Genomic DNA, 20,267 nt, shown 5'->3' with positions numbered 1-20,267 from the left:
CTCGTGTCGGTGAGCAGGTCTAGCGTCTCGGGCATGGACACCACGGCGCACCAACCCGCTGCCGACCGTCCCGTCTTTCCGGACGGCTACGGCATCCCCACGACGGCCGAGGGCCTGCTCACCTGGGCCGACATCGAGCCACGCCTCGTGCAGTCGATGCACTACTGGCTCAGCAGTGTCCGGCCCGACGGCACCCCGCACTCGGTGCCCCGGTGGGGAGTCTGGCTGGACGGGAAGTTCTGGTACGACGGAGCGCCGAGCACACGGCATACGCGCAATGTCGAGCAGAACCCGGCCGTCACGCTGACGCTCGAGAGCGGCACCGAGGTCGTCATCGTCGAGGGCGAGTCGGTGGCCTCCCGCGCCGACGCCGACGGGCTCGGGGTGCGGCTCTCGCAGGCCTTCACGAAATACAAGGACAGCGGCTACTCCCCGGGGCCGGACTCCTGGTCCGGCGAGGATGGCGGAGGCTTGCGCGTCATCACGCCGCATCGAGCGATGGCGTGGTTCGCCTTCCCCACGGACTGCACCCGCTTCCGGTTCTGACGTGCCTGGCCGTGGGTGCTCGGGCCGCTCAGTGGGAGGGCAGTGACCCCGACAGTCGGCCATGGCGCTCGGCGCTCGCGGAGTTGAGCCCCACGATTTCGACGGACTTGCCCTTGCGGGCGTACTTCGTCGTGATCGCGTCGAGTGAGGCCACCGTGGAGGCGTCCCACACGTGCGACTGGGACAGATCGATGACGACCTGCTCGGGGTCGTCGGCGTAGTCGAACTGGGTGTAGAGGTCGTTGCTCGACGCGAAGAACAGCTCGCCGGTCACGGTGTAGAGCGCGGTGACGGTGCCGTCCGGGTTCTCGACGAGCTCGCGGTGGGTGTTGGTGAGGTGGGCGACGCGGCGTGCGAAGAGCACCATGGCCACGAGCACCCCGACGACGACCCCGATGGCGAGGTTGTGGGTGGCAACGACGACGGCCACGGTCGACGCCATGACGAACGTCTCGGACTTGGGCATCCGTCGCAGCGTGGCGGGCTGGATGCTGTGCCAGTCGAACGTCCCGACCGAGACCATGACCATCACCGCAACGAGGGCCGCCATGGGGATGAGGGCGACCACGTCGCCGAAGCCGACGACGAGGATGAGCAGGAACGTGCCGGCGAGGAAGGTCGATATGCGGGTGCGAGCCCCCGACGCCTTCACGTTGATCATCGTCTGGCCGATCATCGCGCAGCCACCCATGCCACCGAAGAACCCGGTGATGACGTTGGCCGCTCCTTGGCCCCAGGCCTCGCGGGTCTTGTCGGAGTGCGTGTCGGTGATGTCGTCGACGAGCTTGGCGGTGAGCAGCGACTCGAGCAGTCCGACGAGGGCCATCGCCAGGGCGAACGGCGCGATGATCCGCAACGTCTCCATCGTGAACGGCACGTTGGGAAGCAGTAGCGAGGGCAGGCTGTCGGGCAGCTCTCCCTCGTCGCCCACGTTGGGCAGCCCCAGCCCGGTGGCGAGGACGAACCCGGTCAGCGCCACGATCGCGACGAGCGGGGAGGGTATGACGCGAGTGAGACGCGGCATACCGACAATGACGGCAATGCCCACGGCAACCATCGGGTAGACGGCCCAGGGCACGTCGACCAGGTGCGGCACCTGGGCGAGAAAGATCAGGATCGCGAGCGCGTTGACGAAGCCGACCATGACCGAGCGCGGGATGAAGCGCATGAGCCGCGCGACGCCCAGAACTCCGAGCAGAACCTGGATGAGACCGCCAAGGATCACGGTCGCGAGGAGGTAGTCGAGGCCGTGGTCCCGCACGACGGGGGCGATGACGAGCGCGACGGCCCCGGTCGCGGCCGAGATCATGGCGGGACGCCCACCGAGGAACGAGATCGAGACCGCCATCGTGAACGCGGCGAAGAGGCCGACGCGTGGGTCGACACCGGCGATGATCGAGAAGGAGATGGCCTCGGGGATGAGCGCCAGGGCGACGACGAGGCCTCCCAGGACCTCGGTGCGCAGCATCCGGGGCGAACGGAACGCGTTGCGCACGGTGGGTTCGAGGGCGGTCGTGGGGGTCGACCCGTGTGCAGTAGTCACGGGGGTGCAGCCTAACCTTCCGTAACGTGAGGGTTGAAATTCTGCCGGAGGGAGAGACGCCATGAGCACCGAGGACAGCGTGGAGCCGGCACGGTCCATGCACATCGGCGAGGTGGCCGAGCGCACGGAGCTGTCCCTGCGCAGCCTGCGCCACTGGGACGAGGTCGGCCTGCTGCGCCCGTCGGGACGCACCGACGGTGGCTTCCGCCTCTACACCGAGGCCGACGTCGACAAGATCCTCGTCATCCGGCGGATGAAGCCGCTCGGTTTCACCCTCGACGAGATGAGCGCGGCCATGCGCGACCTTGAGGACCTGCGGGAGCCGGCCTCGAGCAAGGCCGACCGCGACGCAGCCCACGCCCGCCTCGCCACCGTCCTGGCCGAGGCAGGCGAACGTCGCGCCAGGCTCGAGACGCAGCTGGCCATGGCCGACGAGTTCCTCGACCTGCTGGGTCGCGAGCTGCACGAAGCTCACGACTGAAGCAGAGCCTATCCACGCGCTCGCAGCAGTTGTGCGGTCGAGGACGGACGCCATCCTGAGTCGTCAACCCGAGGCTGACACTTCAGACCTCGAGCACCTCCGTGCGTCGCTGTCAGTGCCACGTTCTACGGTGGACACAGGCGGCGTATGCCGTCTGCACCCTTTTCGTGAATTCCGCTGTGTCCCAGCGGATTTCGGCCAAAAAAAGTTCGATGACGCCCTTGACAGTCGAACACCAGTTCGAGGATAATGGAGACATGGCGGACAGCACGCAGGACGACTCAGGCCAGGGCGCTCGGCCCGTGCCTGACGTCGCGGCTGCGCGTGACGCCCTGGTCCGGGCGCGTGCTGCGGTCGCGCAGGTGCGTGAGGTCCTGCCGCAGCTGGGTGGGGTCGAGCTGGCGGAGTTCCTGACCCTGGTCGACGACGTCAAGGCGCAGGCCGGTGCCGCGGAGGTCGTGATCGCTGTCGAGGCGGCGCACCGTGGCGAGTTCACCTCAGCCCGACGGGGTGAGGGGTCGGCGCATGCGTGGGTGCGTGAGCACGCCCCCTCGCTGCGGCAGGCAGGTGCGGGTCAGCTGGCCTCGTTCGCCGTTGAGGTCGCGCACGCGACACCGGAGGGCCAGTGGTCCACCAAGGGCCCACAGGCGGGCGCGTTCGCTGACTCCACCCGGCCGCAGGGCAGGGTGTGGGACCGCGTCGTCAGCGGTGAGGTTGCCCTTGCGCTGGCCCTGACCGCCCTGTCCGAGATCGCCCGCATGAAGGACCGGCTCCAGGAGGACGCCGTCCCGACCGTGACCGACGCCATCCTCGACCACGGGGTGCAGTGGGGCGCCAGGGATGCCAAGCGGATCCGCACCCGCCTGCTGGCCCAGCACGGGCTCGACGGTGAGCTTGAGGACCAGCAGCGGCGGCTGCGGACCGCGGCCTACCTGACCCAGCCGCAGGTCAGCGACGGTGACATCACCGAGTACCGGATGGGCCTGACTCCCGAGCAGTGCGCCGCCCTCGAAGCGGCCCTGGGGCCGTTGTCGAAGCCGATCCCCGACCCCCTCACCGGGGTCTTCGACGAGCGCCCCAACAGCCAACGCCGCGCCGAGGCCCTGGCCGCGATCATCACCGGCCACGCCGCCCGCGACGGCGAGAGCCAGGGCCCCGCCGCCGCGTCCACCGCACTGCACGTCACCATCGCCCTGGCCGACCTCCTGCGACTGATCGCCCTGCCGGACCACACGCCCGACAGCTGCACCACCGACACCGACGCATTCGGTCAAACCCTCACCGGCAGCACGGGTGCGGGCACGGTTCTCGGGTCCACCGCTGCGGGCACCCTGCTGGGCCCCGCTGAGGTCCGCCGCCTCGCCTGCGACGCCGACATCATCCCCGTCGTCCTGGGCACCGCCGGCGAGGTCCTCGACGTCGGACGCGCCGCGCGCCTGTTCACCCGGGGTCAACGCCGTGCCCTGTGGCACCGCGACCAGGGCTGCACCTGGCCCGGCTGCGACTCCCCACCGGCGTGGGCCAAGGCCCACCACCTCATCCACTGGGCCGACGGCGGCCGATCCGACCTCACCAACGCCGCCCTGCTCTGCCAACGACACCACACCCACGTCCACGACCAACGCCTCATCGCCACCACCCACCTCCCCGTCCGCCGCCTCGCCTGCGACGCCGACATCATCCCCGTCGTCCTGGGCACCGCCGGCGAGGTCCTCGACGTCGGACGCGCCGCGCGCCTGTTCACCCGGGGTCAACGCCGTGCCCTGTGGCACCGCGACCAGGGCTGCACCTGGCCCGGCTGYGACTCCCCACCGGCGTGGGCCAAGGCCCACCACCTCATCCACTGGGCCGACGGCGGCCGATCCGACCTCACCAACGCCGCCCTGCTCTGCCAACGACACCACACCCACGTCCACGACCAACGCCTCATCGCCACCACCCACCTCCCCGACGAGCACGGGCGCAGCGTCACCTGGGACACCASCCCCGGCAGCTACGACCGTGCACTCGCCCCCTCTCTCCGTAGGCTTCCCGGGCATGAGCGACTCAACCCGCNGCTCTGCCAACGACACCACACCCACGTCCACGACCAACGCCTCATCGCCACCACCCACCTCCCCGACGAGCACGGGCGCAGCGTCACCTGGGACACCACCCCCGGCAGCTACGACCGCGCACTCGCCCACCGACTCAACGCCATGGCCCGCGCCCAGAACCAGCGCCTCGCACAGCGACGCGCCGACACCGCCGCACGCCTGCACGCCATCGACGCCGCCACCTCCCGCAGCCGAACCGTCGACACCGGCCCACCCGACCCCTGGCGACAGCTGGACCCCGACGAAGACGCCTACGTCGACGAACTCATCGCGTGGCACGAAGCAGCCCTCCTCGACGACAGCGATTGGCCCGACCCCGACGACTTCGACACTGCAGCCTGACGTGACCGCCTCCGCGTGACCCAGCCCACCGGCATACCCGGGGGGTTGGGCTCGTAACACCTCTGCCGGCGCCGATCCCGGGGCTGGCTCTCGTGGCCATCCTCCGCATGACAGACGTCACCTGAAAGGACCCTGAGAACGGCCGGAAACTCGGAAGTTCTTTGGTCTTCTCAGCCCCCTCGTCATGGGCGTAGGTTCCCCAATGCGCCGATGCCTGCGACCCCCCTTCGTGGCGGCCGGATCCGCGGCACACCCCACCCATTCAGGAGGATTCGCGCCCCAGGAGGGCATACATGGCAACACGAGCAGTACGACAGAGGTTGCTCGCCGCCACCGCGGCAAGCGCACTCATCGCAGCAGGGGCAGCCGGGGGCATCTACGCCCACATCCAGGAGGAGAACAGCCAGCCGCACTACCGCGGCTATCTCGAGAAGGCCGGCGGTGACGAGGCCGCGCGCGAGGCCGCAGAGCACGGCATCGAGGGCAAGGTCGGCGACCCGTCCTCGGAGTCCAGCGAGATCTTTGCCTCGCTCACCTCGACCGCCAATGCGCGACTGGCGCCCTACGGTTCGGTCGCGGCCGGCCAGCTCTCGAACAGCCTGGGCAACTTCCGCTCGCTGGCGTCCAACGGCAGTGCGTGGAGCGAGGTCACCAACCTCAGCTACGACGCCGATGACCCCAACTACCGCGACCCGAGCTTCTCGAACTCGTCGGGCGGAGCGGGCTTCGTCGCCGGACGGGTGACCGGTCTGGCGGTCGGTGGCGGCTACCTCTTCGCCGGCGGCGCCAACGGTGGCGTGTGGCGCAAGAAGCTCAACGTGGCGGCCGACCCCTCGGACGACGGAGCGTGGCAGCCCCTCTCGGACAAGATCCTTTCGTTGTCCACGGGTGACCTCGAGTGGCACGACAACGCCCTCTGGTACGCCACGGGTGAGGCCAACACCGGCGGCACCTCCTATGTCGGCGCGGGCATGTTCCGCAACGGCCGCGCAGCCGACGCGAACGCCACGGCCGCGCAGTTCACGGACGGCGACCGGCTGGGCGGCACCGAACTCGAGAGCCGCGGCATCAACAAGGTTCGCTTCGACGACGTGCACCACTGGGCCTACGCCGCGACGACCCGTGGCCTGTGGCGCTACCCGCTCGCCGCCAGCGGTGCGCCCCAGGCAGCGACGAACTGGACCAACGTCCTGATGCCCAACCCGGCCGACGACTCCAACATTGCCGCGCCCTACAACAACATGGTCAACGACGTCGCGATCGACGACTCCGGCGCCGTGCTCGCGAATGCGGCCTGGCGCAGCGGTGCGGCCTACAACGGCTTCTACAAGAGCGCGACCGGAGCCAACGGCACCTACGCGGTCGTCCAGCCCCAAGGTGCCCTCGCCAACCAGTCGGTCGGCAACGCCGAGTTCGCCTGGGGCACCGACAAGGCCGGCAAGAAGACCGTCCTCTACACCGTCGTCGAGTCGCCCCAGCGGCTTCTCAAGGGAGCCGACACCGTCCTCGACGGCGTCTACCGGTCCTCGAGCGGGACCCTCGAGGGCCCGTGGAACCGCATCGCCGACAGCAACAAGCTCGGCAACTCCACCTCGGCCCTGCACGGGTTCGCCGGCAAGGGCTACAGCCCCGGCGTCCAGGCCTGGTACAACAACTTCATCGAGACCGAGCCGGGCAACCCCAACCACGTGTGGCTCGGCCTCGAGGAGGTCTACGAGACCACCAACGCCGGCTCCAGCTGGACAACGGTCGGTCCCTACTGGAACTTCGGCTTCAAGTGCTGGTCCCTCAAGGAGTCGGACAACACCTGTCCGCAGACCACCCACTCCGACCAGCACTCGATCGTCGTCAGCGGCGGTCGGGTCTACGTCGGCAACGACGGTGGTGTGAAGTCCCGCCCGGTCAACGGCAAGGTCAACGCCCAGGGCAACGCGACGGACTGGGCGAACCACTCGCCAGGCCTCGGCACGCTGCAGTACTACTCGGTCGGCGTCGGCAAGGACCCGGAGCGCGCCGGCTACACCGTCTTCGGTGGCCTCCAGGACAACGGCGGAGCCCTCGTGCGTGGTGACCGCAAGGACAACCAGGGCCACACCGAGATGGTCAGCCCGTTCGGCGGCGACGGCGGCGACAGCATCGTCGACCCCAGGAACGGGTGCAACATCCTCGACGAGTACACCGACCTCGTGCTCTGGATGACCACCAACTGCGGCCAGACGGACGGGTCCAAGAGCGCCATCATCGACGTGAGCGTTCCGGACCCCAACCCGCGCTTCACCGCTCCCTTCCGCGTCGTCCGCGGCTCGGAGAACACCGGTGACCACGCCAGTGAGCGCTGGGTGGCTGGTGGCAACTCCATCTGGAGCGACGACCTCGGCTTCGCCACCACGGCGAACCAGGCGGCGACCCTGTCCGCGCACGGCTGGACCAAGCGCGCCACGCTCGGCAGCGGTGGTCGCATGACCGTCGCCTTGGACGCCGTCGCCGACCCCAGTGCCAAGCAGGACGCGACGAAGGATGTCGTCGTCGCTGGCTGGTGTGGTGAGTCAAACTGCAACAGCGCCGGGTTCACCCGGGGTGTGCAAACCAACTTCGGTGGCGCCTGGCACGAGCTCGACATGACCGGTCTGCCCAACCGCTACCCCAACGCGGTCTACATCGACTCCGTCTCGGCGGACTCGGCGACCGTCTACGTCGCGTTCAACGGCTACAACCGCCGCTTCATCGAGGGTCCCGGCGCCCAGCAGGACCACGTCTGGAAGGGCGTGCTCAGCAAGAGCGGCGGCGTCACCTGGACGAACGAGTCGGCCGGCACCCCGGACGTCCCGTTCACCGACCTCGTCCACGTCGGCCACTCGCTCGTGGCCGGCACCGACTACGGCGTGCTGGTCGGCTCCCTCGACAGCGACGGCAACGTCACGTCGTGGAAGCGCGTCGGTGGCGTCTCCGGCACGGCGGGTGCCCTCCCGCTGTCGACCGTCTTCGACCTCAACGTCGCGCCGGACGGCAGTCTCTACGCCGCGACCCACGGCCGCGGCATCTGGAAGGTGGCTCTCACGAGCCTCTGACCACAAACGCACAACCCCGGCGTATGCCGTGTGGTCACCTCAGGTGACCACACGGCATACCTAGGGCTTGCGTTCGAAGGACTTCTGGAGGGCATCGACCGTGGCGGTGCGCTCCCGCGTGGCCATCCAGCGCATGACCGGCGTCGCGAGGCGATAGGCGCCATGGGTGTTCATCCTCGCGTCATGGCGCACCAGAGTCGTGCCGTCGGCCTTGGCCTCGAGCAAGTAGCCCGGCCAGCCCTCCATGTGGATGCGGCCACCCTTCGTCGAGCTCCACCAGTGGTAGCGGAGCCGGGTGGGCCGTGCGAACTCCACGATCTCGCCCGGGAAGGTCCCCGCCTGCGTCCGGTCGACGTAGGTCGTCCCGACGCCCGGCTCACCCGGCGACGTCTGCTGCGTGCGGCGGAGCATGCTGCCCTTCCTGGGCATCCAGTCGTTGTGCCCCTCGATGTCGGCCAGTCGGTCGAAGACGTCGCTGATCGGGGCGTGGACGACCCGCGACACCTCCAGCTCGATGACACCCATGGCCTCACGGTCCTCCCTCCGAACCGCCCCAACAAGACCCACCTGGACTGGCCCTCGCCACGGGTGCCGCCCGGATTTGAGGAGTGCTCTGCCGCCCACACGCCCGGAAACAGTCCTACGGTCGAAGGATGGACGACATCCTCACCACCCACCCCAGCCGTGACTCCTTCGACCTCGAGCAACTGCGTGCGGCCATCGACGCCGCCAACCACTGCGCGAGCACCTGCGCCACCTGCTCCGATGCCTGCCTCCACGGCGAGGACGCCAGCGCCATGGCGCGGTGCATCGACCTCGACAACCAGTGCGCCGCGATCTGCCGCACGACGGCCGACATCCTCTCGCGCCCCGGACCCAACGGCGACAGCTGGCGGGCGATCGTCGAGGCCTGCATCACCGTGTGCACCGAGTGTGCGGACGAGTGCGGCAGCCACGGCGAGCACCACGACCACTGCCGCATCTGCGCCGAGGCATGCCGTGCCTGCGCCGACGCCTGCCGCACGCTCCTCGGCGTCGCCGACTGACCGGCCGAAGCAGAGGCGCGCACACGTAGGGTCAGGCCATGGACCCCCGCCCGGTTGCCGCCGCCCTGGACACAGCACTCGACCGAGCCGTCGTGCCCGGCTTCTCGAAGATCGGGTATGCCGTGCGCCGTCGCCTCCCGACGTGGCCGGCCGACCCCGCCGTCGGGGCACTGGCTGGTCGCCACGTCGCGGTCACGGGTGCCACCTCCGGGCTCGGGACCGCCACGGCGAGACAGCTGAGCGCTCTCGGTGCCCACGTCCACCTCATCGTCCGCAACGCCGACAAGGCTGCCGGCGTGGCCGCCGACCTCACCGGACCGTCGACCACGTGGTCGTGCGACCTCGGTGACCTCGACAGCGTGCGGGCCTGCGCGGCGGAGATGCTTGCCGCCGACCTCCACCTCGAAGGGCTCGTGCACAACGCGGGTGCCATGCCGCCGACGCGCACCGAGTCACCGCAGGGGCACGAGCTGTCGATGTCGCTGCACGTGCTCGGGCCGGTGCTGCTCACCGAGCTCCTGCTGCCGGCCCTCGAGGGCGGCGACGCGCGCGTGGTCTTCGTGACCTCGGGCGGGATGTACACCCAGAAGCTCCCCGTCGACGACCCCGACTACACGCGCGGCGAGTACTCCGGCTCCACTGCCTATGCCCGCAGCAAGCGGACCCAGGTCGAGCTGTTGCCGGTCCTCTCGGACCGTTGGGCCGCGCACGGCATCGAAACCTATGTCATGCACCCCGGGTGGGCCGCGACGCCCGGCGTCAGCGACTCACTCCCGACGTTCGACAAGGTCATGGGCCCGCTCCTGCGCGACGTGGACGCCGGCGCCGACACGACCACCTGGCTTCTCGCCGCCCAACCCCGGCCGACCGGCGGGGGCCTGTGGATGGACCGGCGGGAACGCCCCACCTCCTTCCTGCCGAGGACGAAGCCGACACCCGACGAGCGCCGCCGCATGTGGCAATGGACCGCCGGCGCCCTCGACCTCACCCCCTGACCGACCCTTTCCCTCACCTCAGGAGTTTCGCCATGGCAGTCCTGGACACGTTCTCGCTCGAGGGCCGCACCGCGCTGGTGACCGGTGCGACCCGAGGTCTCGGCCGGGCGTTCGCCCGGGCCATCGCCGAGGCCGGCGGTGACGTCGTCATCCACGGCCGGGATGCCCAAGCCGGCGAAGAGGTCCGGGCCGAGGTCGAGTCCCTCGGGCGCACCGCCCACGTCGTCCTCGGCGAGCTGACGAGCCGCGAGTCGGTCGATGCCGTGGTGGCCGAGTCGTTGGCCCGCGCGGGGAGCATCGACATCCTCGTCAACAACGCCGGAGCATGCGTGCACCGGCCCGCCCTCGAGGTGACCGACGACGAGTGGGCCCAGGTCATCGACACCAACCTCACCGCCCTGTGGCGGGTGTCGCAGGCGGTGGGAGCCCACATGGTCGAGCGGCGGACCGGAAGCATCGTCAACGTCGGTTCGATCTCGGGGATGATCGTCAACCGCCCACAGTGGCAACCGGCATACAACGCCTCCAAGGCTGCTGTGCACCAGCTGACCAAGTCGCTGGCAGCCGAGTGGGCGCCCTCCGGGGTTCGGGTCAACGCGGTGGCACCGGGCTATGTCAAGACGGACATGGCCCCGGTCGACGAGCCGCAGTTCCAACGGTTCTGGATCGAGGACGCGCCGCAGCAGCGCTACGCGGTGCCGGACGAGATCAGTCCGGCCGTGGTGTTCCTGGCGTCGGACGCTGCGAGCTTCATGACCGGGTCGGTCCTCGTCATCGACGGCGGCTACACCGTCTTCTGAGACGGCTGAACTGTGCGCGCTCGTCCCACCTCGAGTGCGCACTCGTGCAGGACGACGCGGTCCTCCCTGCGTCACGCTTCACTCACCACTCCCTGCACCCCGCTTGCACATCACTCCAGGAGGAACTCATGAAGATGTCCACACGTCTGCGGCGCCCCTTGCTCGCCGTCGCCGGCGCGACCACCGCGCTCTTGGTCGCCGCCCCCGCGGCGCTGGCCCACCACTGCTTCATCCCGATGTACTCCCTCAACGGCCCCACCTCCTCGAACTGGTTCGTCGTCAGCGCGGAGCAGGGCGCCGACCTGGAAATGGGCTACCAGGCCTCCTGTGATGCTGCGGTCGACGCGGGCTATGCCGCGCTCCGGGCGGCAGGGCTTCCCGTGGGCATCAAGATCTTCGAGCACATGACGATCGGTGACCCGAAGGAGACGGGGCGGACCAACCCCAACGGTGCCAACAACAAGGGTCTGGAGTACTTCGGCGCCGGATCCGAGCTCCCCTTCACCATGATCAACACCTGGGTCGAGGGAGCCGAGTCGGTCGACTGCTGACCGCGCCACGCATCGGTGGGACGGACCTAGGGAGTTCGTCCCACCGATGTCGTGTATGCCGGCCGCTCGCGTTGCGCTGTCGCGCAGCGGTGCTCGGTGGGCGTGGTCCCGAACCGGGCCCGGAAGGCCCGGGCGAAGTAGCCGGAGTCCGAGAAGCCGCACGCATTCGCCACCTCGGTCACGGTCATACCGGCGCCGGCGCCGCCCGCGGCCGCCTCCGCGGTGAGCAGGGAACGCGCCCGATCGAGCCGACGGTTCAGGACTATGCGCCCGAAGCTCGTGCCGTGCTCGGAGCAGAGCTTGGTCAGGTAGCTCACCGAGATCGAGAGCTCGCGAGCCACGTCCTGCGGACGCAAACCAGGGTCGCACAGGCGACGCTCGACCTCGTCGAGCACGGCCTGGAAGCGACGCAGCCGCAACGGGGCCGGACGCTGCTCCACCGCTGCGGTGACGGCGAGGGAGACGAGCTCCACGAGGACGTTGGCGATGCCGTGGGCCTCTCGGGGCCTGAGCCGGCACCGTTGCGCGGCGAGCGACTGGATCGCGGTGGAGGCGATGGCGCCGGCGCCCGTATCGCCCTTGATGACCACGCAGTTCGACTGGGTCGGGTCCGCGAGCAGCGGGTCCAGCCGGTGTCGCGGGATGGCGATGGCAAGCTGCTGGAATCGCGTCCCGAACTCGAGCGTGAAGGGCCGGTCACCGTCCACCAGGACGAAGTCCCCCGGCCCGGTCACGCTCACGCGACCGTCCTGCAGGGCCATGCCCTCGCCGACGAGGGGCAGGTTGAGGAAGTAGGTGCCCGAAGGACCTTGGGCGACGTGACGGCTCAGGTGGTGGACCTGCTGCGCTCCGGAGTCGAGCCAGGCGATGCCGAGGTCGTCCACAGCCCGGGTGGAACAGGCCGTGAGGAACCCGGCATCGCCCTCATCCCCTGGCGACCGGGACAGTGACACCGGCGCGAAAGCCTCGGTCGCCATTCGCTCCCAAGCCCTGAACTGCTCTGGAGCTGCGACGTCGTGAGTGCGCCACGTGCGATCGGCATGGCCGAGCATGCTCTCCAATGTAGGACGGGGCGGCGCACTCCCGCAGGCGAATCGAGCAGACGACGGTTCCCGGCATCGACTGTCCACAGGCGCTTGGGGACAAGCTGGGGACAGGTGCGGGCTGCGTGTGGACAAGCGACAAGAAAGGGTGCACAAGTGCCGGACGTCTGTGGACAGAAATGTTTCTCCGAGCAGTTTCGCGAAAGCCCTTGTGCCACAGGTCAATTCGGGCGTAGAAATGCCCTACGCACTCCCCTCGGGGAGAGCGGGACAGCTCGGAGACGAGGTCCACACAGCGGGTCCGCCCGCTGCGGGAGCCAGGTGACGTGGCGCTCGGGATCGCCGGCGAAGAGATGTCGATCGGGCTCGTCACATCGACCGATCACCCCGAAGGGCCCTTGGAACTCATACTTCCGAGGGCCCTTCACCTGTCCCGGGACGGTCCACGACCGGCTCCGGCCCGCCCGCCGCACCGACGGTGCTGGCCGGAGGCGCAATCAGTCGGTTCCGGAGGCCTCTGACCTGCGACGATGTGCTCCATGACCCGACTGCGCAAGGTTTCACCCCAGGACCGCGGCTGGACGCGCAAGCGGGCCGGCAAGGGCTTCACCTATGTCGACGAGTCGGGCAAGCGCCTGCCGCAGAGCGAGGTCGAGCGGATCCGTTCCCTCGCGATCCCGCCGGCCTGGCGCGACGTCTGGATCTGCACCGTCCCCAACGGCCACGTCCAGGCGGTGGGCATCGATGACGCGGGCCGCAAGCAGTACCTCTACCACCCGGAGTGGCGGGCCAAGCAGGACCAGCTCAAGTTCGAGCGGATCCTCGAGGCCGCGGCGCAGTTCCCCGCCGCCCGCAAGCGGGTGACCCAGGACCTCCACCAGGAAGGCATGCCGCTCACCCGCGCCGCCGCGGTCGCCGTGCGGTTGCTCGACCTGGGCTACTTCCGCATCGGCAACGACGTCTACACCGACGCCAACGGCTCGTTCGGGCTCACCACGTTGGAGCGCAAGCACGTGCGCAAGGTCAAGGAAGGGCTGGTGTTCTCGTTCGAGGGCAAGGGCGGGATCAGCCAGCAGGTGACCATCCGCGACGAGGACGTGGCCGCCGCCATCACGCAGATGCGTCGCCGGCGCGGCGGGTCCGACCGGGTGCTCGCCTACCGCACGGCCTCCGGCTGGCGTGACCTCGAGTCCGGCGACGTCAACGCCTACCTGGCTGAACTCTTCGACGCCGACGTCACCGCCAAGGACTTCCGGACCTGGCACGCGACCGTCCACGCCGCGGTCGCCCTCGCCACCTCACCGGAGCCGGGCGACACCCAGGCCTCGAGGCGGCGTGCGGTCAAGGAGGCCATCCAGCAGGTTTCCGACTACCTCGGCAACACCCCGACGATCGCCAAGAACTCCTACGTCGACCCGCGCGTCCTCGACCGTTATGACAGGGGCGAGACGATCACCGTCCCCAGCTCGTCCGACCGGGACCCGATGAAGCGCCAGGCCGGCATCGAGAAGGCGGTGCGCACCCTTCTGAGCTGAAGGCCACGACAGGGGTTTGGCCGGCTCCCACGTGGGGCAAACTGGTCTCGAGGTGAGCGGGATGGATGGCACCTTCGGGACGGTGGCAGCGGTGGCGTTGCTGTGCGCGCTGCCGGGCGTCGCCGTGGTGATGCGCCGCCGCCGCGCCAAGGAGCCCCTGCCTCCCGTCCTCCTCGGGCTCGAGCTGTCGCGGCTGGCCGAGCACGTCCGGCAGGTCGAGGCGGACAACCAGCCATGGAAGGCCGAACGCCTCGCCGCCAGCACCCTCGCCTACGACCTCGCGCTGCGCGACTACTGCCGCAGCGTGGACCTGCCGGTGCCCACCGGGCGCGGCTCGCTCTCACGCAGCCAGCGCTTCGAGCTCGAGGTGGAGCTCCTCACCCACGGCCACGACTGGTAGCTGCCGGTCGCCGTCAGGCAAGGTCAAGCAGCAGTCGCGCGATGATCCACGTCGCTCCCGCGAGCGTGGCGGCGAACGTCAGCAGCCACACCGAAGCCGGTATGCCGGTCAGTCGCCTCAGCACCGCCGCGTCACTTCCCGGGTCCCGTCGGCCGTGCGACGACGCCACCGCCCCGAGGTGGCGCCAGGCGCCGACGAGCAGGACCAGCCCGGTCGTGACGACGGCCAGGACCTGGACCTCGTCGTGCCGCCACCACCACAGCGCCCCGACCCCGGCCGCCGCTGCAGCCACCGTGACCAGCGTCCCGGCGGAGCGCACGAAGACGAGCACGACGACCAAGGTGACGAGGCATCCCAAGAGCAGCGCCGCGGCATACCCCGTCGTTGCCGTCCAGACCATGAGCAGGCCCACGAGCGCCGGCATCGGGTAGCCGGCCCACGTCGTCGCGACCCGGCCGACACCGCGAGCTGGGCCAACGGTCACGGCATGGCCGGACATGTCCCCGCGCACGACGAAGCCGGTGAAGCGGCGCCCGAACGCGACGCCGACGACGGCGTGGCCGAGCTCGTGGACGAGGGTCACGGCGATGCGCAGCCGCAGCCAGACCATCGGGATGAGGACGACTGCCAGGGCGGCGAGGGCAGCCGTCGCGAGCGCCCCCGTGTCGAGGCCGGGCGCGGCGGACGCGACGCGCGAGGTGAGGTCAGCGCCGAGGTCCATGGGCGCTGACCGTAGTGCGTGGGCCTGTGTCGCGTAGTGGCGCCCGCGCACCGCGGCTATTGAGTCCATACCCCTAGGGGGTATGGTGGGTGACATGAACAAGCATGCTGCACCTCCGACGGGTACGCCGACGGCGAAGGATCCCGTCTGCGGGATGGCTGTCGACCCCACCTTGAGCACACACGTCCTTGAGCACGAGGGCACGCAGGTTCACTTCTGTTCTGCGAGCTGCCAGGCCAAGTTCGCGGTCAACCCGTCGGCCTACCTCGCCGCCGGCACGCAGCACGATCACGACGATCACCACGATCACGACGGTCACGAGAGCAGTGTCGGTGCGATGCCGCCCGCGGGTGAGGTCGCCGAGTGGACCTGCCCGATGCATCCCGAGATCCGCACGCCCGGTCCGGGATCGTGCCCGCTCTGCGGCATGGCGCTGGAACCGGTCATGGTCACGGCTGAGACTGGACCGAGTCCGGAGCTGGCCGACATGACTCGCCGGTTCTGGGTCGCGGTGGCGCTGTCCATCCCCGTCGTGCTCCTGGCGATGGGCGGGGATCTCGTCCCGGCGATCCACGACCTCATCTCGCGACAGGCCTCGGCCTGGGCCCAGCTCGTCCTCGCCACTCCGGTGGTCCTGTGGGCTGGTTGGCCGTTCTTCGAGCGGGGTTGGACCTCGGTCCGGACGATGAAGCTCAACATGTTCACGCTGATCGCCATGGGCACAGGAGTGGCCTGGCTGTTCAGCGTGGTCGGCACCATCGCACCGGGCCTCTTCCCCGACGCGTTCCGCATGGACGGTGTCGTCGCCGTCTACTTCGAGGCCGCGGCGGTGATCACGACGCTCGTCCTGCTCGGGCAGGTGCTGGAGCTGCGTGCCCGCGAACAGACCTCCGGTGCGATCAGGGCACTTCTCGACCTCACGCCCGACACGGCCCGTCGAATCAACCAGGACGGAACCGAGGAGGACGTGACTCTCGACCAGGTGGCCGTCGGTGACCGCTTCCGGGTGCGGCCCGGCGAGAAGGTCCCTGTCGACGGAGAGGTCGAGGACGGCCGCTCGACCCTCGACGAGTCGTTGGTCACCGGTGAGTCCATGCCGGCCACCAAGAACGTCGGTGACGCCGTCATCGGAGGCACCATCAACCAGACCGGGTCGCTGGTCGTGCGTGCCGACAGGGTGGGGCGCGACACGATGTTGGCGCGCATCGTCCAGATGGTCGCCGAGGCTCAGCGCTCGCGTGCCCCGATCCAGCGTCTGGCAGACCAGGTCGCCGCCTGGTTCGTCCCGGCCGTGATCGTGATCGCCATCGTCGCGTTCCTCGTGTGGGCCATCGTGGGGCCGGACCCCCGCCTGGCTCATGCCCTCGTGGTGGCCGTGTCGGTGCTGATCATCGCGTGCCCGTGTGCCCTGGGGCTGGCCACTCCCATGTCGATCATGGTCGGTGTCGGGCGAGGTGCCGGTCTGGGCGTGCTGATCAAGAACGCCGAGGCGCTCGAACGCATGGAGAAGGTCGACACGCTCGTCGTCGACAAGACCGGCACTCTCACCGAGGGCAAGCCGTCCGTGACACAGGTGGTGACGACGAACGGCTTCGACCGGGACGACCTGCTCCGTCAGGTCGCAGCGGTGGAGCGGGCCTCCGAGCATCCCCTCGGGCTGGCGATCGTCAACGCTGTCAACGACGCCGGTGGCTCGATCCCCGACGTCACGGACTTCGACTCCCCCGTCGGCAAGGGCGTTACCGGCACCGTCGAGAACCGGCGTATCCGCGTCGGCAGTGCCGCGTTCCTCACTGAGGAGGGGGTCGATCCGAGCGCCCTCGCTGCTGAAGCGGACCGCCTCCGGGCGGAAGGGGCGACGGTCGTCTTCGCGAGCTCGGACGATCAGCTCGCCGGCATCATCGCCATCGCCGATCCGATCAAGGAGACCAGTCCTGCCGCGATTGCCGCGCTGCGTGCCGACGGTGTCAACGTCGTGATGCTCACCGGTGACAACCGGGTCACCGCCGAGGCCGTCGCTCGGCGTCTCGGCATCGACCAGGTCGAGGCCGAGGTGCTCCCCGACCACAAGGCCGATGTCGTCAAGCGACTGCGCGAGAGTGGGCGCGTCGTGGCCATGGCGGGCGATGGCGTCAACGACGCCCCGGCTCTGGCCGCCGCCGACGTCGGGCTCGCGATGGGGTCCGGGACGGACGTCGCCATGGAGAGCGCCGGCATCACCCTGCTCAAGGGTGACCTCACGGGGATCGTGCGAGCCCGCAAGCTGTCCGGTGCGACCATGTCGAACATCCGGCAGAACCTCGTCTTCGCCTTCATCTACAACGCTGCGGGCCTGCCGATCGCCGCTGGAGTCCTCTATCCCGCCTTCGGATGGTTGCTCTCGCCGATGATCGCGGCTGCGGCCATGGCCCTGTCCTCCGTCAGCGTCATCGCCAACGCTCTGCGCCTTCGCGCCCAGAGACTGTGATGCACGATCCCCGGGACCGGAGCGAAACTGACGCCCTGCCCGCTGACCCGTGGCTGACCGAGACCCTGGACCTCGACGCCTATCTCGCGAAGGTAGGTGTCGACCAAGAGCCGCCCAGTCTGGACGCGCTGACCCGACTCCAGACCGCGCACGTGCGCGCCTTCACCTTCGACAACATCGACGTCCTCCTCGGCGCCGACCCCGGCGTCACGCTTGCCGCAATCCAGGAGAAGTTCGTCGGTCGCGGACGTGGCGGCTACTGCTTCGAGCACTCCTCACTCTTCGCCGCCGTTCTCGAACGCCTGGGGTATGCCGTGACGCGTCACCTCGGTCGGGTCGGTGACCCGCAGCTCGCCCCTCGCACGCACCTCACCGTCGAGGTCGAACTCGATGGTCAGCCACTGGTCTGCGACCCGGGTGTCGGTCGCTCGCCGCTGGTCCGATCCCGCTCGTGGACGGAGCCGACGTGACGGCGCAAGGGTGGCGACACGGCATACGGGCAGCGAAGGACGGCACGGTCGATGTGTGGGAAGTCCTGCGGCACACCGGAGAAGAGTGGGAGCGGGTGCACACCATCGACACGCTGCCGGTGAGGCCGGTCGACGTCGCCATGGGGCACCACTGGACCAGCACCAAGACGACGAGCCACTTCATGACGTCCCTCATGTGCGTCGCGCACGGAGTCGACTCGGACGGCACCGCCGTCATCGTCTCCATGAGCGAGGACGCCGTGACTGTCCGGCGGCCGCGGCGGCCGACCGAGCACCGGGCGATCACGCCCGACGACTTCGACACGCTGCCCGAGCTCGTCGACGGCCTCGGCGCCAACCTCACCCCTGCCGAGGGTGCCGCGCTTGTGGACGTCGTCCGGCGCCTGCGCGATCAGCGCACTGACCCCGCTCGGCCCTGATCTCGGCGCTGGGCAAGGAGGCTGACGGGGATGATGGAACCATGAAGATCGAGTTGCTCTCCTTCGACGGCTGCCCGAACACCGCGATCATCGAACGGCGTCTCGTGATGGCAGCGCACCGGCTGGGTCTGGGTGACTTGGTGGTGGACCGGATCGAGGTGACCGGTGCCGAGGCTGCCGAACGCCTGGCATTCATCGGTTCCCCGAGCCTTCGCATCGACGGAAGGGATCCGTTCTCCACGGGCGATGAGCCAGTGGGCTTCGCCTGCCGGGTCTACTCCGGTCCCGATGGGCTGTCTGGCTCGCCGACCGTCGACCAGCTGGTGGAAGCTCTGGCACCGTGACGACCGCTGGGTTGGTGGAGCGACTTGGCCTCCCGGGGATCATCGACGTGCACACGCACTTCATGCCCGAGCCCGTGATGAGGAAGGTCTGGGCGTTCTTCGACCGGCTCGGAGAGGGGGACGGGCAGGCGTGGCCGATCACCTACCGCGGTGACGAGGAGGAGCGGCTCGAGCAGCTGCGAGGCTTCGGGGTCCGTGCGTTCACGTCGATGCTCTATCCGCACAAGCCGGGGATGGCGGCCTGGCTCAACGGCTGGTCCGCCGACTTCGCGGCGCGCACGCCCGACTGCCTGCACACCGCGACGTTCTTCCCGGAGGAGTCGGCCGGCGCGGACGTCGCCGCGGCTCTCGATGCCGGCGCTCGCGTGTTCAAGGCTCATGTCCAGGTCGGTGCCTATGACCCGCGTGACCCGCTGCTCGACCCGGTGTGGGGTCAGCTGGCCGAGTCGGGCACACCCGTGGTGATCCACTGCGGCAGCGGGCCCCACCCCGGTGAGTTCACCGGGCCCGGGCCCATCTCGGAAGTGCTGCAACGGTTCCCTGACCTGGCACTGGTCATCGCCCACATGGGTGCGCCCGAATACGCAGAGTTCCTCGACCTCGTGGAGCGCCACGACAACGTCCATCTCGACACGACGATGGCGTTCACGCCGTTCCTCGAGCGGCTGGCGCCGTTCCCGCAGCACGACCGTGCTCGCCTCGATGTCAACGCCGACCGGATTCTCTTCGGCAGCGACTTCCCCAACATCCCCTATGCCTACAAGGAGGCCGTGGACGTGCTCGTCGACCTGGGCCTGGGTGACGACTGGCTGCGAGCGGTCCTGCACGACAACGCGGCGCGCCTCTTTTCGCTCTGAACCGGGGGCCGTGTTGAGACTCGCGCTGGGCAGTCTCAGACCCAGGGCGGTCGGGTCCTCTCAGGTGGCTGTTCGCTCGCGAGCGGGGCAGCGATGAGCCCGCGGCGACGGCGGCGCACGGTCAGCTCATCCACGATCGCGTGCTCCTGCCGGCGCCACGGACCCTGCCGGTGGTCGGGGCTCCGGCTGTCTGCGCCGGTCGAGAGGGTGCGCAACCTGCGCAGGGAGTCCTCGACGCGTGCCAGCTCGGCGATGAGCTCACGGGCCGAGAGCTGGTCCAGGTGCTCGGTGGCTTCACCGGCACTGGGGGACGGGGTCATGAAGGCGGTGGCGGGGTCGGGGCGGTTCATGTCGATGACGTCTTGAGTGGACATGGCGACCGGGCACTGTGTCCGGTCCAGCGACCAGGTGGTTCGTCGAGTCGCTGGTCACTCACTCCTTCCGAGACCACCGTCCCGTGCGGGCGGTCGGCGGCGCCAGGGCCAAAGGTCCCGACCCCTGGGATCCGCGAGGACCGGGACC

19 protein-coding genes and 1 pseudogene are annotated in these 20,267 nt (G+C 69.4%); 15 read left to right on the top strand and 5 right to left on the bottom strand.

Translation table 11 applies throughout. From position 1 onward, the window contains the following. Window positions 1-33 precede the first annotated feature (33 nt). Window positions 34-546, top strand: coding sequence for a pyridoxamine 5'-phosphate oxidase family protein (locus ASG74_RS10300; RefSeq protein ID WP_056142386.1), 513 nt, complete (start codon window positions 34-36; stop codon window positions 544-546). 28 nt (window positions 547-574) lie between these two features. On the opposite strand, the gene ASG74_RS10295 is transcribed toward ASG74_RS10300, so the two are convergent. After that, window positions 575-2,014, bottom strand: a complete 1,440-nt coding sequence (locus ASG74_RS10295; RefSeq protein WP_442910086.1) for a SulP family inorganic anion transporter — start codon at window positions 2,012-2,014, stop codon at window positions 575-577. Between the two features lie 136 nt (window positions 2,015-2,150). Here ASG74_RS10295 and ASG74_RS10290 point away from each other — a divergent pair, with 136 nt between their 5' ends. The 3 genes and pseudogenes from ASG74_RS10290 (at window position 2,151) to ASG74_RS10280 (ending at window position 8,076) form a co-directional block, all read left to right on the top strand. Beyond that, on the top strand, window positions 2,151-2,570 hold the full coding sequence (locus ASG74_RS10290; RefSeq protein ID WP_056142381.1) for a MerR family transcriptional regulator: 420 nt from the start codon (window positions 2,151-2,153) through the stop codon (window positions 2,568-2,570). 212 nt (window positions 2,571-2,782) lie between these two features. Next, window positions 2,783-4,625 (top strand): annotated as a pseudogene (locus tag ASG74_RS17880) (DUF222 domain-containing protein); the annotation flags it as partial. Window positions 4,626-5,301: 676 nt separating this feature from the next. Further along, window positions 5,302-8,076, top strand: coding sequence for a glycosyl hydrolase (locus ASG74_RS10280; RefSeq protein ID WP_156465347.1), 2,775 nt, complete (start codon window positions 5,302-5,304; stop codon window positions 8,074-8,076). Window positions 8,077-8,136: 60 nt separating this feature from the next. Here ASG74_RS10280 and ASG74_RS10275 read toward each other — a convergent pair whose 3' ends face one another. Further along, a complete protein-coding gene (locus ASG74_RS10275; RefSeq protein WP_056142373.1) occupies window positions 8,137-8,601 on the bottom strand; it encodes an SRPBCC family protein in 465 nt (154 codons plus the stop codon). A 128-nt stretch (window positions 8,602-8,729) separates the two neighbouring features. Here ASG74_RS10275 and ASG74_RS10270 point away from each other — a divergent pair, with 128 nt between their 5' ends. The 4 genes from ASG74_RS10270 to ASG74_RS10255 all read left to right on the top strand — a co-directional run bounded on the left by ASG74_RS10270 (window position 8,730) and on the right by ASG74_RS10255 (window position 11,468). Then, the gene (locus ASG74_RS10270) at window positions 8,730-9,122 is read left to right on the top strand and encodes a four-helix bundle copper-binding protein (RefSeq protein ID WP_056142371.1); all 393 of its coding nucleotides are present in this window, start codon (window positions 8,730-8,732) and stop codon (window positions 9,120-9,122) included. Between the two features lie 38 nt (window positions 9,123-9,160). Next, the gene (locus tag ASG74_RS10265) at window positions 9,161-10,117 is read left to right on the top strand and encodes an SDR family NAD(P)-dependent oxidoreductase (protein ID WP_056142369.1); all 957 of its coding nucleotides are present in this window, start codon (window positions 9,161-9,163) and stop codon (window positions 10,115-10,117) included. A 32-nt stretch (window positions 10,118-10,149) separates the two neighbouring features. Then, complete coding sequence (locus ASG74_RS10260) at window positions 10,150-10,917, top strand: SDR family NAD(P)-dependent oxidoreductase (RefSeq protein WP_056142366.1); 768 nt, start codon at window positions 10,150-10,152, stop codon at window positions 10,915-10,917. A 128-nt stretch (window positions 10,918-11,045) separates the two neighbouring features. Further along, a complete protein-coding gene (locus tag ASG74_RS10255) occupies window positions 11,046-11,468 on the top strand; it encodes a hypothetical protein (RefSeq protein WP_056142362.1) in 423 nt (140 codons plus the stop codon). A 26-nt stretch (window positions 11,469-11,494) separates the two neighbouring features. Here ASG74_RS10255 and ASG74_RS10250 read toward each other — a convergent pair whose 3' ends face one another. Continuing rightward, window positions 11,495-12,445: a helix-turn-helix domain-containing protein gene (locus ASG74_RS10250; RefSeq protein WP_235498887.1), complete on the bottom strand. Its 951-nt coding sequence runs from the start codon at window positions 12,443-12,445 to the stop codon at window positions 11,495-11,497. A 605-nt stretch (window positions 12,446-13,050) separates the two neighbouring features. Between ASG74_RS10250 and ASG74_RS10245 the strand changes: the two genes are divergently transcribed. Further along, window positions 13,051-14,046: a DNA topoisomerase IB gene (locus ASG74_RS10245; protein ID WP_056142356.1), complete on the top strand. Its 996-nt coding sequence runs from the start codon at window positions 13,051-13,053 to the stop codon at window positions 14,044-14,046. A 61-nt stretch (window positions 14,047-14,107) separates the two neighbouring features. Further along, the gene (locus ASG74_RS10240) at window positions 14,108-14,446 is read left to right on the top strand and encodes a hypothetical protein (protein ID WP_056142353.1); all 339 of its coding nucleotides are present in this window, start codon (window positions 14,108-14,110) and stop codon (window positions 14,444-14,446) included. A gap of 13 nt (window positions 14,447-14,459) precedes the next feature. On the opposite strand, the gene ASG74_RS10235 is transcribed toward ASG74_RS10240, so the two are convergent. After that, window positions 14,460-15,167, bottom strand: coding sequence for a M50 family metallopeptidase (locus ASG74_RS10235; protein WP_056142351.1), 708 nt, complete (start codon window positions 15,165-15,167; stop codon window positions 14,460-14,462). A gap of 94 nt (window positions 15,168-15,261) precedes the next feature. Here ASG74_RS10235 and ASG74_RS10230 point away from each other — a divergent pair, with 94 nt between their 5' ends. The 5 genes from ASG74_RS10230 to ASG74_RS10210 are packed head-to-tail and all read left to right on the top strand — an operon-like array spanning window position 15,262 to window position 19,745. Then, entirely contained in the window at window positions 15,262-17,634 is a 2,373-nt protein-coding gene (locus ASG74_RS10230; RefSeq protein ID WP_235498886.1) for a heavy metal translocating P-type ATPase, read from the top strand. Further along, on the top strand, window positions 17,634-18,104 hold the full coding sequence (locus ASG74_RS17450; RefSeq protein ID WP_056142343.1) for an arylamine N-acetyltransferase family protein: 471 nt from the start codon (window positions 17,634-17,636) through the stop codon (window positions 18,102-18,104). The genes ASG74_RS10230 and ASG74_RS17450 overlap by 1 nt, the downstream gene beginning before the upstream one ends. Further along, window positions 18,101-18,544: a hypothetical protein gene (locus ASG74_RS17445; RefSeq protein ID WP_235498885.1), complete on the top strand. Its 444-nt coding sequence runs from the start codon at window positions 18,101-18,103 to the stop codon at window positions 18,542-18,544. Before ASG74_RS17450 ends, ASG74_RS17445 begins: the two co-directional genes overlap by 4 nt. A 41-nt stretch (window positions 18,545-18,585) precedes the next feature. Continuing rightward, window positions 18,586-18,888, top strand: a complete 303-nt coding sequence (locus tag ASG74_RS10215; protein WP_056142336.1) for a hypothetical protein — start codon at window positions 18,586-18,588, stop codon at window positions 18,886-18,888. Beyond that, the gene (locus ASG74_RS10210; RefSeq protein WP_056142334.1) at window positions 18,885-19,745 is read left to right on the top strand and encodes an amidohydrolase family protein; all 861 of its coding nucleotides are present in this window, start codon (window positions 18,885-18,887) and stop codon (window positions 19,743-19,745) included. Before ASG74_RS10215 ends, ASG74_RS10210 begins: the two co-directional genes overlap by 4 nt. A gap of 35 nt (window positions 19,746-19,780) precedes the next feature. Here the strand turns inward: ASG74_RS10210 and ASG74_RS10205 are convergent, their stop codons facing one another. Further along, complete coding sequence (locus ASG74_RS10205) at window positions 19,781-20,119, bottom strand: hypothetical protein (protein WP_056142330.1); 339 nt, start codon at window positions 20,117-20,119, stop codon at window positions 19,781-19,783. Window positions 20,120-20,267 lie beyond the last annotated feature (148 nt).

The organism is Knoellia sp. Soil729 (genome assembly GCF_001427985.1).
Taxonomy (GTDB): Bacteria; Actinomycetota; Actinomycetes; order Actinomycetales; family Dermatophilaceae; genus Knoellia.
Note: the sequence above shows the minus strand (reverse complement) of the source record. Positions and strands in the feature narration are given on the sequence as shown.